Genomic DNA, 12,722 nt, shown 5'->3' on the forward strand with positions numbered 1-12,722 from the left:
CATCCGTCGCCATCGACCATACGAAATCCGCTTGCCTTCGTCGTAGGGAGCGGGGAGGCTGTCGAGTGGAGAATGAGGTGATTAAGCGCCTCGTTTAACGCACGCGCTTCAGCGGCGATCCTTCAGCCATTTCAAAACATAGAGCCGAAGCGCCGAAGAAAGGTTGCTCTCGGGATCGCGCCCATCGTCGATTTCGGAGATCAGCGCTGCAAGAGACGTTTCGCGCGCATTGGCGATCGCCTTCAGCTCGGTCCAGAAGGCGTCTTCAAGGGAAAAGCTGGTGCGATGGCCATGCAGGGTGGCGGAATGTTTGCGGATCATCGGCGGATCGATCAAAAAGTTCGGAAACGGAAGAGGTAATTCTAAAAATGATTCAAAATGCTGGGGTAAGCGAATGATTTCGGAAGGAATTCGACTTTCAGCTCGGCACTTCAATCATCTGTCTTGGACGGCTCGATATGGCCGGCCTCATGCGCTTTTGCCGCTTTGTCGTTGAGAGCCTTGGTCAGGTTCTTCTCCGCCTTGGTGCGGCCGAAGGTAACGCGATTTTGCTCCGCCTGCTTTTCTTTCTCGAAGCGTGTCTGCTTCTTGCGGAACTGACGTAGATTGACGATTTCGGCACTCATCGATGTCCCCCACGGTCGATGCAAAAAGGGGAAGCGCCTGCTTCCCCGGATGCTATTGCTTCTTGCGGAACGCGTCGAGGGAGACGACCGATCCTGGCTTCTTCTCCTCGCCGTCCTTGGCGGCCGCAGGCTCCTCGCTGCCCTCGGCCGGTACCGGATAGGCGGTGATCTCGCCGGAAGTCACTTCCTCGTCTTCGGCGAGCGGCACGTCGAATTCCAGCTCGAAATTCACGGATGGATCGTAGAAGCCCCGGATCGCGTTGAACGGGATGACCAGCTTTTCCGGAACGTCGGAGAAGGAGAGGCCGATCTCGAACTGGCTCTCGGTAACCTTCAGGTCCCAGAACTGGTGCTGGATGACGATGGTCATCTGCTCCGGATATTTCGACTTCAGGTGCTGCGAAATGCGCACGCCGGCCGCGCCGGTCAGAAAGGTGATAAAGAAATGATGGTCACCGGGCAGACGGCCGGTGGTGCCGACCTCGGTCAACACCTTGCGGATGACTCCACGCAGGGCGTCCTGTGCCAAAATGTCGTAGCGGATATGATCCTGCCCCATACTTTCCTGTCTTTCGTTGGCCATGTTTTTTCTAAGGCTTATGCCACGCCCAGCGCTGACGGGAAACCCCCGTGCGCGAGTCATCAGCCTGATCATACATAATATCGAAGAGAGGGAGAAGGTGAAGGCTTCTGTTGCCAGGTGCCTTCGAACCCCGCCTAAGAGTGCGACCCCTTAGGACTTTATTTGAAGTGTCACACCGCGATTAAGCAGCGAGACGAGCTTCCGCATAGTTGTCGTTTGCAACTACAATTTTAGCCCGATAACGGTGGTACAATGCCGAGCGAAAAGTCGATCTTTACACCCTTGTCGATCCTGTTTCGCCCCCATCAAAAGCCGGTCTGAAGCCAATTTGGCCTGGCCGGTTTTTGGTGGAGGCGCCGGGTACCGCCCCCGGGTCCAATAGGTTTATTACACCGCTCATTTATCGCCATAGCCGGCCCGAAGACCGGCACGGCTGATATAGTGTTTTCCTTGGGCGAAGGGAAGGGGATTTGTCATAAATGCGTCGCCGAAACACAGGTTTGCCGCGATAAACGTCCGCCAGACACGAGAAATGCAGGGATTAAGTCGGCCCGCAGTTGGTTTCGCGCCGACTTGCCATTAAATTCAAGAGAAATGGAATCGGCGGCGGGTGCGATGAAGCAATATCTCGATCTCTTGAAGCATGTGATAGACACCGGCATCGACCGTGGCGACCGCACCGGCAAGGGCACGCGCTCGGTCTTCGGCTACCAGATGCGCTTTGACCTTTCCGAGGGTTTTCCGGTGCTCACCACCAAGAAGCTGCATCTGCGCTCGATCATCTATGAGCTGCTGTGGTTCCTGAAGGGCGAGACGAATATCCGTTATCTCAAGGAGAACGGCGTTTCGATCTGGGATGAGTGGGCCGACGAAAACGGCGATCTCGGACCGGTTTATGGCCATCAATGGCGTTCCTGGCCGGCTCCAGACGGAGGCCACATCGACCAGATCGCCAACCTGATCGAAGGGCTGAAGACCAACCCGAACTCCCGCCGCCATATTGTTTCGGCCTGGAACCCGGCCGAGGTGGACGAAATGGCGCTGCCGCCGTGCCATTGCCTCTTCCAGTTCTACGTCGCCGACGGCAAGCTGTCCTGCCAGCTTTACCAGCGCTCGGGCGACACCTTCCTCGGCGTGCCTTTCAACATCGCCTCCTATGCGCTGCTGACGTTGATGGTGGCGCAGGTGACGGGGCTGAAGCCTGGCGACTTCGTGCATACGCTCGGTGATACGCACATCTATTCCGACCATTTCGAGCAAGCCAGGCTGCAACTGACCCGCACCCCGAAAAAACTGCCGACCATGCGCCTTAATCCGGCGGTGAAGAATATCTTCGATTTCAATTTCGAGGATTTCACGTTGGAAGGCTATGAGGCCGACGCCAATATCAAGGCGCCGATTGCCGTCTGACTGGGGAGGGAAGGATGGCTGAACCGGTAAAAACCATTCTTGTTGCCGTATCACGCAACGGCATCATCGGCCGTGACGGGGACATGCCGTGGCGGCTGTCGTCCGATCTTAAGCGGTTCAAGGCGATGACGCTTGGTAAACCGGTCATCATGGGGCGCAAGACGTTCCAGTCGATCGGCAAGCCGCTGCCCGGCCGGCCGAACGTGGTGATCAGCCGCGATCCCGGCTTTGCTGTGGAGGATGTGACGGTGGTGCATTCGCTTGGCGAGGCCATCGATGTCGCGAGCCGCCTCGCTGCGGAGATGGGTGTCGGTGAGATCTGCATCCTTGGCGGTGGTGAAATCTATCGACAGGCGATTGGTTTGGCCGACCGCCTGCTGATCACCCATGTGGAGGCCGAGGTGGACGGCGACACATCCTTTCCGGCGGTCGATCCGGCTCTCTGGCAGGTTGAAAGCGAGCTTGCCGTACCGGCCGGCGAGAAGGACAATTATCCGACGCGCTTTGTCAGCTATTTCAGGCGCAAAGCATAAAAGCTGTCCACAAAAATCAACTATTTTCCAATAAATCCGACGAACTTCCTGAAGTTGCGTTGAAAGCAGATGCGCCGATACCTATAACGGGAGACAATCGCCGCTGCCTGCGAATTTCAAAGTCTGCGCGATACTGGGAGTCCATAAACAAAGAGGTTTTGATGCCCTGGAGCAATCAGAATGGCGGCGGCGGCCCGTGGGGCGGCGGTGGCGGCGGTGGAAATAATCAGGGGCCTTGGGGGCAGGGACCGAACCGGCCGCGGGGAAGCGGCAGCGGTGGACCGCCCGATCTTGAAGACATCATTCGCCGTGGTCAGGATCGCTTGAAGGGGCTTGTTCCCGGCGGCTTCAATGGCGGCGCCTTTGTCATCGTCGCGGCGATCATCGTCATTTTCTGGCTCATCCAGTGCGTCTATACGGTTCAGCCGGATGAGCGCGGCGTCGAGCTGCGCTTCGGCCAGCCGCGCGCCGAAGTATCCATGCCGGGCCTGCATTTCCATTTCTGGCCGATGGATCGCGTTGAGATCGTCAAGGTTACCGAACAGCAGCGCAATATCGGTGGCCGTTCGAGCTCGGGTTCGAACGCCGGCCTGATGCTGACGGGCGATCAGAATATCGTTAACGTGCAGTTCTCGGTGCTCTACACCGTCACCAATCCGCAAGCCTATCTCTTCAACCTCGAAACTCCTGACGAGACGCTGCAGCAAGTTGCGGAAAGCGCCATGCGTGAGGTTGTCGGCCGCCGTCCGGCCCAGGATATCTATCGCGACAACCGCCAGGAAATCGCGATCGAGGTGAGAAACATCATTCAAGACACGATGGACCGTTACGGCTCGGGTATTTCCATCAATGCCGTGCCGATCGAAGATGCATCGCCGCCGCGTGAAGTGGCCGACGCGTTCGACGAGGTGCAGCGCGCCGAGCAGAACGAAGACCAGCAGGTGCAAGAGGCCAATCAATACGCCAACCAGCAGCTTGGCGCGGCGCGCGGCCGTGCGGCCCAGATTCGTGAAGAGGCGGCTGCCTATAAGAGCCGTGTCGTCAAAGAAGCTCAGGGTGAGGCGCAGCGCTTCATCTCCATCTACGACGAATACGTCAAGGCGCCGGAAGTGACCCGCAAGCGGCTGTTCCTCGAAACCATGGAGTCCGTTATCGGCAATTCGAACAGCATTATCATCGACGACAAGCAGGGCGTCGTGCCCTACCTGCCGCTGAACGACCTCGGCAAGCAGTCCACGACCCAGTCGGCCAAGCCCGCGGCCGCACCTCAGCCGGAGGCCAAATAATGACGTCCAGCCGTTTGCCAACCATTCTCATCGCGCTCGCGGTGGTGCTGCTGATCGTTTATTCCTCCATTTTCGTGGTCAATGCCCGCGAACAGGCGATCGTTCTGCGCTTCGGCCAGATCCGTGCCGTGAAGACAGAGCCGGGTCTCTATTTCAAGCTGCCCTTTGCCTTCATGGATGCCGATCGGGTGCAATATATCCAGGATCAGGAGCTGCGTTTCGATCTGGACAATATCCGTGTCCAGGTTTCGGGCGGCAAGTTCTATGAGGTCGATGCTTTTGTCGTCTACCGGATCACCGATGCGCGAAAATTCCGCGAGACGGTGTCGGGCGATCGCGATGCAGCGGAATCGCGTCTCAGGACCCGCCTCGACGCGTCGCTGCGTCGTGTCTACGGTCTGCGTGGTTTCGAAGCTGCTCTGTCCAACGAGCGTGCTTCGATGATGACGGAAGTGCGTGACGACCTGCACCGCGATGCCGAGTCCCTCGGCCTGAACATCGAAGATGTTCGTATCCGCCGCACCGACCTGACCCAGGAAGTGTCGCAGCAGACCTACGACCGCATGAAGGCTGAACGTCTGGCGGAAGCCGAGCTGATCCGTGCCCGGGGTAATGAAGAAGGTCAGCGCCGTCGAGCCATCGCCGATCGTCAGGTCGTCGAGATCGTGGCGGATGCACAGAAGGATTCTGAAGTCCTACGCGGTCAGGGCGAGGCCGAGCGTAACGGCATCTTCGCTGATGCCTCCTCGCGCGATCCGAGCTTCTACGAATTCTATCGCTCGTTGGCTGCCTATCGCACGGCGCTCGCTTCGGGCGGCAAGACGCTGGTCCTGCCGCCGAACCAGTCGGAATTCTTCAAGTATTTCGACAGCTCGGTCGGTTCTGCTCCTGCGGCAGGTGCGCCGGCGCTGGCTGCGCCGTCACCCGCGAAATAGTGCGCGACAACTCGCTGAAATCCGAGGGGCTGCCTTCTGGCGGCCCCTTGTCTTATGTCGGATGGCATCAATTTTACCATGAATCGCAAGGCCGGATGGACGCGCGGGGATATCGCAAAAAGGTGATTTCACGCTTCATCATTCCGCCTTATGTTGATGCTTATACAAGACTTCCCTTTCTCGATGAGGATGCCTGATGGCCTCGACCAATCGCCTGCCTTTCAGACGTTCGTTCGCGCTCTTGGCCAGTGTGGCGCTGATTGCCGGTCCCACCCTAGCAGGCGTCGAGCGGGCGTATGCGCAGACGACGCAGACGCCTTCAACCGATACGATGACGCCCAATAGCGGCGCTGCTGCAGGCGCACTGGCTCCGGGCAATTCCGCGACAACCGCACCGGCACCCACCGGAGAAACGGGCCAGGCTCCCGCCACGGGCTCCGCCGGCGCAACCACCGGCAACACCGCGTCGGGCACGCAGGCGCCCGCGACCTCCAATAGTCAGACCCCGGCTACGGCGACCAACCCGGCGCAGGCTCCCTTGAGCGGCTCGACTGTAACGACGACCGAGAACCCGACCGTGACGCCTAACAGCGCGACGTTGCCGGTCACGGGCAATCCGGCAATGAATGCCGGCCCCGCCTCGGTTGCCGATCTGGCATCCGGTCTGCTGGATGCGGTGGTCAACATTTCGACCTCCCAAAAGGTCAAGGATGAGGGCGATGGCCCGGCGACCCCCAAGGTGCCGGACAATTCGCCGTTCCAGGAGTTCTTCAACGACTTCTTCAAGAACCGGAACAACGAAAACAGCAACCGCAAGGTCAGCTCGCTCGGTTCCGGTTTCGTCATCGATCCATCCGGCTACATCGTCACCAACAATCACGTCATCGAAGGTGCCGACGATATCGAGGCGATCTTCCCGAACGGCACCAAGCTGAAGGCGCGGCTGATCGGCACCGACACGAAGACCGATCTTTCCGTGCTCAAGGTGGAACCGAAGCATCCGCTGATCGCGGTCAAATTCGGCGATTCCGGCAAGATGCGGATCGGCGACTGGGTGATGGCGATCGGCAATCCTTTCGGTCTGGGCGGCTCTGTGACTGTGGGTATCGTCTCTGCCCGTGGCCGCAATATCAATGCCGGTCCCTATGACAATTTCATCCAGACGGATGCGGCGATCAACAAGGGCAATTCCGGCGGCCCGCTCTTCAACATGAAGGGCGAAGTGATCGGCATCAACACGGCGATCATCTCGCCGAGCGGCGGCTCCATCGGTATTGGCTTCGCCGTGCCCTCCGAACTGGCCGAGGGTGTCGTCAAGCAGCTCATGGATTTCGGCGAGACCCGTCGCGGCTGGCTCGGCGTGCGCATCCAGCCGGTCACCGACGATGTTGCCAACAGCCTCGGCCTCGAAAGCGCCAAGGGCGCGCTGGTGGCAGGCGTCATCAAGGGCGGGCCGGTCGATAACGGTTCGATCAAGGCCGGCGATGTCATCCTGAAATTCGATGGCAAGGACGTTGACGAGATGCGCGATCTGCCGCGTGTGGTCGCTGAAAGCCCCGTCGGCAAGGAAGTCGACGTTGTCATCATGCGCGACGGCAAACAGCAGACTGTGAAGGTCACGCTCGGCCGGCTCGAAGACAGCGACCAGGCGGCCGCAGCTAGCAGCGGCGACAGCAATCAGGGCGATAAGGGCGGCGGCGACAAGGCGCCCCGGCTTGCGCCCAACGACAAGGGCGGCGGCAACGACGGCGTCATCAATCCCGACGAGGGAGATGAAGGCGATGACGACGGAGCGGATGGGCAGGACCAGGACAACGGTCAGCAGCAGCAAGCGCCGCAGCCGCAGGCTACCCAGGAGGTGCTCGGCATGAAACTCGCGACGCTGAACGCCGAAAACCGCAAGAGCTTTGGCATTGCCGACAGTGTCGACGGCGTGGTGATCACGGAGGTTGCACCGGGTTCGGCCGCAGCGGAGAAGGGGCTGAAGCCGGGAGAAGTTGTCGTCGAAGTGGCTCAGGAATTCGTGCAGACGCCGACCGCTGCTTCGGAAAAGGTTGCATCGCTGAAGCGGGAAGGTCGCCGCAATGCGCAGATGATGATCGCCTCTCCGAATGGCGATCTGCGCTTCATTGCTGTGGCGCTGGAGTAGGCCGCATCAATTCGGGGCGGCCTGCTCCTGTTGGCGGCGCCATTCCATAGCGCTCAAGCGATAGAGCACATGCTGCTTTAGCTGCGGATGAGTGGCGGGAATATCCGGATGATCGAAATCTCCGGCCGGATCGCGATGCATGCCGATCCGTTGCATCACCGCCAACGCGCGATGATTGTTGTGCACGGCAATGGACACGATTTCGTCGAGTTTGAGCGTCTCGAAACCGTAGCGCAACAAGGCGGTTCCGGCCTCGCTGGCATAGCCCTGACGCCAGTGCTGGGCTGAAAGTCGCCAGCCGATCTCGACGGCATTTTCAGGTAAGAATGGTTCAAGCTTTGGCTTCGACAATCCGGAGAAGCCGATCGGCTCGCCGCTCTGTTTCAATGTCAGTACGAGAAGATCGAAACCGGCTTCCGGTATCAGTGTGCCGATGATGTCGAAGACGGCATCGGCGTCTTCCCGGCTGCGGCGGAAGGGAAAGAATTCGAGGACATCGGGATCGGAACTCAGTTCATAAAAGAGGTCGCGATCACTCTCCTGGCATGGGCGCAGGATGAGCCGCGGCGTCTCGATGATCGTCATTGCCGGGCGCGCCACTCGGCTGCGGTTAAGCGATAGAGCACATGACGCTGCAGGTGAGGGTAGGCATCAGAAACGCCAGGGTGCTCGAAATCCCCGCCTTCGACCCGATGCATGCCGATCCTCTCCATGACCGATGTCGAGCGGATATTGTTATGAACTGCGAAGGAAACGATCTGATCGAGGCCGTGGGTTTCGAAACCGTAGGCGAGCAGTGCCCGCGCCGCTTCGCTGACCAGCCCCTTGCCCCAATACCGCGCAGCCAGCCGCCAGCCGATCTCGACGGTACCCGCCGGCACGAACGGCTCCAGATGGTTCGTTTGTGCCAGTCCACAAAAGCCGATCGCCTCGCCGCTTGCCTTGAGTTCCAGGGCATAGAAGCCAAACCCTGTGTCGGCGATCATGGATTGGACCCGCTCCAAAAATGCATCCGCTTCCGCCCGATTGCGGCGAAACGGAAAGAACTCCATGACCGTCTCATCGGAGTTGATCTCGAAGGCAAGATCGCGATCGCCGTCGCGCCAGTTGCGGATGATAAGACGCTCAGTTTCGGCAATGATCATGGATCGCCTCCAATCGTCAGCGTTTTGATGCTACGCCTTGACGAAATCAGTTTTCCGGTAGCCCTGAATGTAGAGCAGGGCGGTCAGGTCGCCGTGGTCGATGCGCATCTTGGCCTGGGCAGCCACCGTTGGCTTAGCGTGCAGGGCGACGCCGGAGCCAGCGAGTTGCAGCATGCCGAGATCATTGGCGCCATCGCCGACGGCAATGGCGTCGGCGGTGGAGATACCAAGCTTTTTGGCAATGGTGTTGAGCGCGTCGACCTTGGCTTGCATGCCGAGAATGGGTTCGGCGACAAGGCCGGTCAGCACGCCGTTGTTTTCCAGCAGGACGTTGGCGTGGTTCTCATCGAAATCCAGGGTGGCCGCGATGCGGCTCGTAAAGAGGGTGAAGCCACCGGAGACGAGGGCGGCGTAGTAGCCCTTGGCTTTCATGGTGGCGATCAGCTCCGCGCCGCCGGGGGTGAGGGTGATGTGTTTGGCGATGACGTCGTCAACGACAGAGATCGGCAGACCTTTCAGCAGGGCCACCCGCTCTCGCAGGGCCGGCTCGAAGGCGATCTCGCCGTTCATCGCGCGGGCGGTGATGTCTGCGACCTTCTCCTTCAATCCGACTTCAGCGGCCAGTTCGTCGATGCATTCCTGGCCGATCATGGTGGAATCCATGTCGGCGATCAGCAACTTCTTTCGGCGCGTCTCGGCTTCCTGGATGACCAGATCGATCGGCGCGCCGGCGATGACTGCGAGAATATTGGCTTCCGCCGCCTGCAGATCGGTGCCGTCGCGCAGCGCAATGTCGCAGGCGATACCGTCGGCCAGCCAATAGAGTCCCGCTGCCTGGACGGCGTCCGCCGCCTGCTCGGCGATTGCCGGGACGAGAACGGGGTTTGACGGATTGGCAATAAGCGTGGCAACGAAGGCCATGATCAGAAACCTTATAAGCGATATCGACGCGATCCTGATAACCGGGCCGACCGCCAGCGGCAAGTCCGCGCTTGCGGTGGAATTGGCCCGCGAGCACGATGGTGTGGTCGTTAATGCCGACAGCATGCAGGTCTATGACACATTGCGCGTGCTGACGGCCCGGCCATCTGAGGAGGATATGCAGGGCATTCCTCACCATCTCTATGGCCATGTACCGGCGGGGCAAGCCTATTCCACGGGCGCCTGGCTGCGCGAGGCTACAGCCCTGGTGGCGCAATTACGCGATGAGAAACGGATGCCCGTTTTTGTCGGTGGCACCGGGCTCTATTTCAAGGCTCTGACCGGCGGGCTTTCCAATATGCCCGATATCCCCGCCGATATTCGCAGCCGCCTACGGGAACGGCTGTTGACGCAGGGACCTGAGGCGCTGCATGAGGCGCTCGTTGTTCGCGATCCAGCCGTAGCGGCAAGCTTCAATCCCCAGGATGGCCAGCGTATTGTTCGCGCTCTGGAAGTCATGGAGGCGACGGGACAATCCATCACAACGTTTCAGGGCAAGAGCGGTCCTGTCATCGTCGATGCCGATCGTGCGCGAAAGATCGTCGTGCTGCCGGATCGCGCGGTATTGCATCAGCGCATCAACGGCCGTTTCGAGAAGATGCTCGCCATGGGCGCCGAAGATGAAGTGCGGGCTCTGTTGGCGTTGAAGCTGCCGGAAGAGATGCCCATCATGAAGGCGATCGGCGTGTCGCAGATCGCTGCGATGCTGCGAGGCGAGATGACGCGCGAGGAGGTTCTTGAGACCGGTGCCGCCGCGACGCGGCAATATGCAAAACGGCAGATGACCTGGTTTCGCAATCAGATGGACGAAAGCTGGGAGCGCATTAGTCCGTAGTCCGCATCAGTCCTTGTTGTAGAGGCTGCTCAGTGGCTTTCTCAGAATACTGTCGCGCAGGGACAGGCCGCCTTCGCGCCGCGCAGGCTGCGGGGGCTCGTTCGCCGATGCGGGCTGACCGCTTGCATTGTCGCCGCCTCGGAACTCGCGGCGCAGCTCGGCAAGTCTGCTATCGATCGATGTCTGAGGAGCCGAGCCAAAAGTTGAAGCCGCCGGCGTGCGCGGCAGCATGTCGGGCCGATAAGGCTCTATCGACGGCGCCGCAATTCGCACCGGCTGCGGCTCGGATGCTGGGGTAGGCTGATCAGCATCGTCATCGCCAATATCCTCGTCGAAATCTTTCGCCGCATCGCTCAGGGTTGTGTAGCTCTGCTGAAAGGCGGAGATATCGGGACCGGAGATCGATCGCATGCGGCTGATGATGGTGCGCAGGTCGACCGTATCGGGTGATTCCTCGCTCGTTCTTGCGATGCTGCCACTGGCCTTCGGCAGCAAGCTTTCTTCGACGCGGGAAAAGCGCATGCGCATGGGGACCGCGATGGCTTCGCCGAAGGCGATGGCTTCGCCGTTGCCGATCGAAGACAGGAAGCTCGTCGTCGAAATCGAAGAGTTGGGGATTGCCGAACGTATGATGTCCTGGTCGCGGTCGTTTGCAAGGCGCATGGCGAACAGCGTCGAGCACTGCGACAGGATCGTCTGGTCGAGTTCGCCCGGACGCTGCGTGATGATGCCGAGCGACACGCCGTATTTGCGGCCCTCCTTGGCGATGCGGGCAATTGCCTGCCGCGTCGGAAAGAAGCCGAGATTCGGGTCGGCGGGGATATAGCGATGCGCCTCTTCGCAGACGACCAACATATGGATCGCGCCCTCGCTCCAAAGCGCGAGCTCGAAGGCCATGCGGCAAAGGACGGAGGCGACGGAGTTGACGACTTCGGATGGAATCCCTGCGAGCTGGAAGGTGCAGATCGGCCTGTCGTCGCCAGGAATACGAAAGATCTGCGCGATCGTCTCCATGATCGTGTCGCTGATCGTGTTGTTGGAGAACATGAAATGATAACGCGGATCGTTGATCGCCGAGATGACGCGCATCTTCAGAGAGCGCAGATGCGGCTTTTCTTGCCGGCCTTCGAGCCGGCCGATGCGCTCATCGATCAAGGCCAACAGATCGGCCATGCGGTAGGGAACCGGCGTATCTGCCGTCACCGAGCTCTTTTCCGTCTGACGGCGCATCAGCGGCGAGTCGCTGCCGCGAAAGGCGCGCTTTGCCTCCGGAATAATATCGCGCAGCATGTCGAGTTCGTCGGGGATCGGCGGCCGGCCGCGGAAAACGACCTCGGCGAATTCATCGAGCCGCATCAGCCAGAAGGGCAGGTCGAGCGTATCGGTATCGACGACGACGGAATGCTTGGGAAAGGCGGCGGCGAATTCATTATGCGGATCAAGGATCAGCACGCGCAGTTTGGGATCGGAAGTGATCGCCTTATGCAGCAGCAACGAGACGGCGGTCGATTTGCCGACACCAGTGGAGCCGACCACGGCGAAATGCTTGGCCAGCATCGAAGGAATATGGATGGCGGCGTCGATGCTCTCATCCTGCGTCAGCTTGCCGATGACACAACTGCTGTCCTTACCGGCATCGAAAATGCGCATGAGATCGCTGGCGCGGATGCGGTGAGCAACAGCGCCGAGATAGGGATAGGCGGAGATGCCACTGGAAAATTCCTCGCGGCCGCTTGGCCCGACGCGGACTTCGCCCAGCAATTCCACTTCGATGCGGAAAAGATTGTCTTGTCCTTCGCCCCAGCCTGTATTGCCGGTGTTCATGGCGTAGACGAGGGCAGCGACACGATTGGCACCTACGCTGATCGAGATCAGTTTGCCGACGGACCAAAGCTCGGTCAGATCGGTGCCGCCATCTTCGGCGATCGCAGCGATGGTCGCCCTGGAACCACTGCACGCGACAACACGGCCGAGGAAGCGATTCCCTGGCTTCATACTATCGCGACGATCAAGGTCCCCAGCCTTGCCGGACGTCTGCAAATCATTGTTGAGCAAACGGTTACTCCCAGCGTTAAGCCGTGAAGCATAGGGAGGGTGGCTTAACAAAACCCTTTCGCGCTCCCCCAGATTTTAAGAGGATTGGGAAAGGCCGCGATTTTTTATTGCGGAATGCGTTGACGCTTAGAAATTTTCTGTCTATCACTTCCGCCCATGAAAAACTTGACGGTTCTTATCGTGG

General features: G+C 59.7%; 13 protein-coding genes and 1 other RNA gene. 6 read left to right on the forward strand and 8 right to left on the reverse strand.

Annotated elements, in window-relative coordinates; translation table 11 throughout:
- Window positions 1-108: 108 nt before the first annotated feature.
- The 4 genes from GGD50_RS10105 to ssrA all read right to left on the reverse strand — a co-directional run bounded on the left by GGD50_RS10105 (window position 109) and on the right by ssrA (window position 1,677).
- A complete protein-coding gene (locus GGD50_RS10105; protein WP_107108563.1) occupies window positions 109-321 on the reverse strand; it encodes a ribbon-helix-helix domain-containing protein in 213 nt (70 codons plus the stop codon).
- 110 nt (window positions 322-431) lie between these two features.
- Window positions 432-626, reverse strand: coding sequence for a DUF4169 family protein (locus GGD50_RS10110; protein ID WP_107108422.1), 195 nt, complete (start codon window positions 624-626; stop codon window positions 432-434).
- Window positions 627-678: 52 nt separating this feature from the next.
- Window positions 679-1,185 carry an SspB family protein gene (locus tag GGD50_RS10115; RefSeq protein WP_107108421.1) on the reverse strand — a complete coding sequence of 169 codons (507 nt, stop codon included), beginning with the start codon at window positions 1,183-1,185 and terminating at the stop codon, window positions 679-681.
- Between the two features lie 120 nt (window positions 1,186-1,305).
- Window positions 1,306-1,677: a transfer-messenger RNA gene (gene ssrA, locus GGD50_RS10120) on the reverse strand.
- Between the two features lie 147 nt (window positions 1,678-1,824).
- Between ssrA and GGD50_RS10125 the strand changes: the two genes are divergently transcribed.
- The 5 genes from GGD50_RS10125 (at window position 1,825) to GGD50_RS10145 (ending at window position 7,522) form a co-directional block, all read left to right on the forward strand.
- The gene (locus GGD50_RS10125; protein ID WP_107108562.1) at window positions 1,825-2,619 is read left to right on the forward strand and encodes a thymidylate synthase; all 795 of its coding nucleotides are present in this window, start codon (window positions 1,825-1,827) and stop codon (window positions 2,617-2,619) included.
- Window positions 2,620-2,633: 14 nt separating this feature from the next.
- Entirely contained in the window at window positions 2,634-3,152 is a 519-nt protein-coding gene (locus tag GGD50_RS10130) for a dihydrofolate reductase (protein ID WP_107108420.1), read from the forward strand.
- 161 nt (window positions 3,153-3,313) lie between these two features.
- Entirely contained in the window at window positions 3,314-4,438 is a 1,125-nt protein-coding gene (gene hflK / locus GGD50_RS10135; protein WP_107108419.1) for an FtsH protease activity modulator HflK, read from the forward strand.
- Window positions 4,438-5,373: a protease modulator HflC gene (hflC, locus tag GGD50_RS10140; RefSeq protein ID WP_107108418.1), complete on the forward strand. Its 936-nt coding sequence runs from the start codon at window positions 4,438-4,440 to the stop codon at window positions 5,371-5,373. The genes hflK and hflC overlap by 1 nt, the downstream gene beginning before the upstream one ends.
- A gap of 196 nt (window positions 5,374-5,569) precedes the next feature.
- Window positions 5,570-7,522 carry a Do family serine endopeptidase gene (locus GGD50_RS10145; RefSeq protein WP_107108416.1) on the forward strand — a complete coding sequence of 651 codons (1,953 nt, stop codon included), beginning with the start codon at window positions 5,570-5,572 and terminating at the stop codon, window positions 7,520-7,522.
- 6 nt (window positions 7,523-7,528) lie between these two features.
- Here the strand turns inward: GGD50_RS10145 and GGD50_RS10150 are convergent, their stop codons facing one another.
- Genes GGD50_RS10150 through serB form a run of 3 tightly spaced genes read right to left on the reverse strand, consistent with a single transcriptional unit; the run spans window position 7,529 to window position 9,588 of the window.
- Entirely contained in the window at window positions 7,529-8,107 is a 579-nt protein-coding gene (locus tag GGD50_RS10150; protein ID WP_107108415.1) for a GNAT family N-acetyltransferase, read from the reverse strand.
- A complete protein-coding gene (locus GGD50_RS10155; protein ID WP_107108414.1) occupies window positions 8,104-8,667 on the reverse strand; it encodes a GNAT family N-acetyltransferase in 564 nt (187 codons plus the stop codon). The genes GGD50_RS10150 and GGD50_RS10155 overlap by 4 nt, the downstream gene beginning before the upstream one ends.
- A 30-nt stretch (window positions 8,668-8,697) precedes the next feature.
- On the reverse strand, window positions 8,698-9,588 hold the full coding sequence (gene serB / locus GGD50_RS10160; RefSeq protein WP_107108413.1) for a phosphoserine phosphatase SerB: 891 nt from the start codon (window positions 9,586-9,588) through the stop codon (window positions 8,698-8,700).
- Here serB and miaA point away from each other — a divergent pair.
- Window positions 9,587-10,483, forward strand: a complete 897-nt coding sequence (miaA, locus tag GGD50_RS10165; protein ID WP_107108561.1) for a tRNA (adenosine(37)-N6)-dimethylallyltransferase MiaA — start codon at window positions 9,587-9,589, stop codon at window positions 10,481-10,483. The two genes, serB and miaA, sit on opposite strands and share 2 nt — an antisense overlap.
- A gap of 6 nt (window positions 10,484-10,489) precedes the next feature.
- Here the strand turns inward: miaA and GGD50_RS10170 are convergent, their stop codons facing one another.
- Window positions 10,490-12,538, reverse strand: coding sequence for an ATP-binding protein (locus GGD50_RS10170; protein WP_107108412.1), 2,049 nt, complete (start codon window positions 12,536-12,538; stop codon window positions 10,490-10,492).
- Window positions 12,539-12,722: the final 184 nt, after the last annotated feature.

The organism is Martinezella paranaensis, from assembly GCF_014200235.1.
GTDB classification, from domain to species: domain Bacteria; phylum Pseudomonadota; class Alphaproteobacteria; order Rhizobiales; family Rhizobiaceae; genus Rhizobium; species Rhizobium paranaense.

Bases quoted from the DNA above. Each gene is read 5' to 3' on its own strand.
- GGD50_RS10110 (WP_107108422.1), bottom strand. From the start codon at position 626: ATGAGTGCCGAAATCGTCAATCTACGTCAGTTCCGCAAGAAGCAGACA.
- serB (WP_107108413.1), bottom strand. From the start codon at position 9,588: ATGGCCTTCGTTGCCACGCTTATTGCCAATCCGTCAAACCCCGTTCTC.
- GGD50_RS10145 (WP_107108416.1), top strand. From the start codon at position 5,570: ATGGCCTCGACCAATCGCCTGCCTTTCAGACGTTCGTTCGCGCTCTTG.
- GGD50_RS10105 (WP_107108563.1), bottom strand. From the start codon at position 321: ATGATCCGCAAACATTCCGCCACCCTGCATGGCCATCGCACCAGCTTT.
- GGD50_RS10150 (WP_107108415.1), bottom strand. From the start codon at position 8,107: ATGACGATCATCGAGACGCCGCGGCTCATCCTGCGCCCATGCCAGGAG.
- GGD50_RS10155 (WP_107108414.1), bottom strand. From the start codon at position 8,667: ATGATCATTGCCGAAACTGAGCGTCTTATCATCCGCAACTGGCGCGAC.
- GGD50_RS10115 (WP_107108421.1), bottom strand. From the start codon at position 1,185: ATGGGGCAGGATCATATCCGCTACGACATTTTGGCACAGGACGCCCTG.
- GGD50_RS10125 (WP_107108562.1), top strand. From the start codon at position 1,825: ATGAAGCAATATCTCGATCTCTTGAAGCATGTGATAGACACCGGCATC.
- hflC (WP_107108418.1), top strand. From the start codon at position 4,438: ATGACGTCCAGCCGTTTGCCAACCATTCTCATCGCGCTCGCGGTGGTG.
- GGD50_RS10130 (WP_107108420.1), top strand. From the start codon at position 2,634: ATGGCTGAACCGGTAAAAACCATTCTTGTTGCCGTATCACGCAACGGC.
- hflK (WP_107108419.1), top strand. From the start codon at position 3,314: ATGCCCTGGAGCAATCAGAATGGCGGCGGCGGCCCGTGGGGCGGCGGT.
- miaA (WP_107108561.1), top strand. From the start codon at position 9,587: ATGATCAGAAACCTTATAAGCGATATCGACGCGATCCTGATAACCGGG.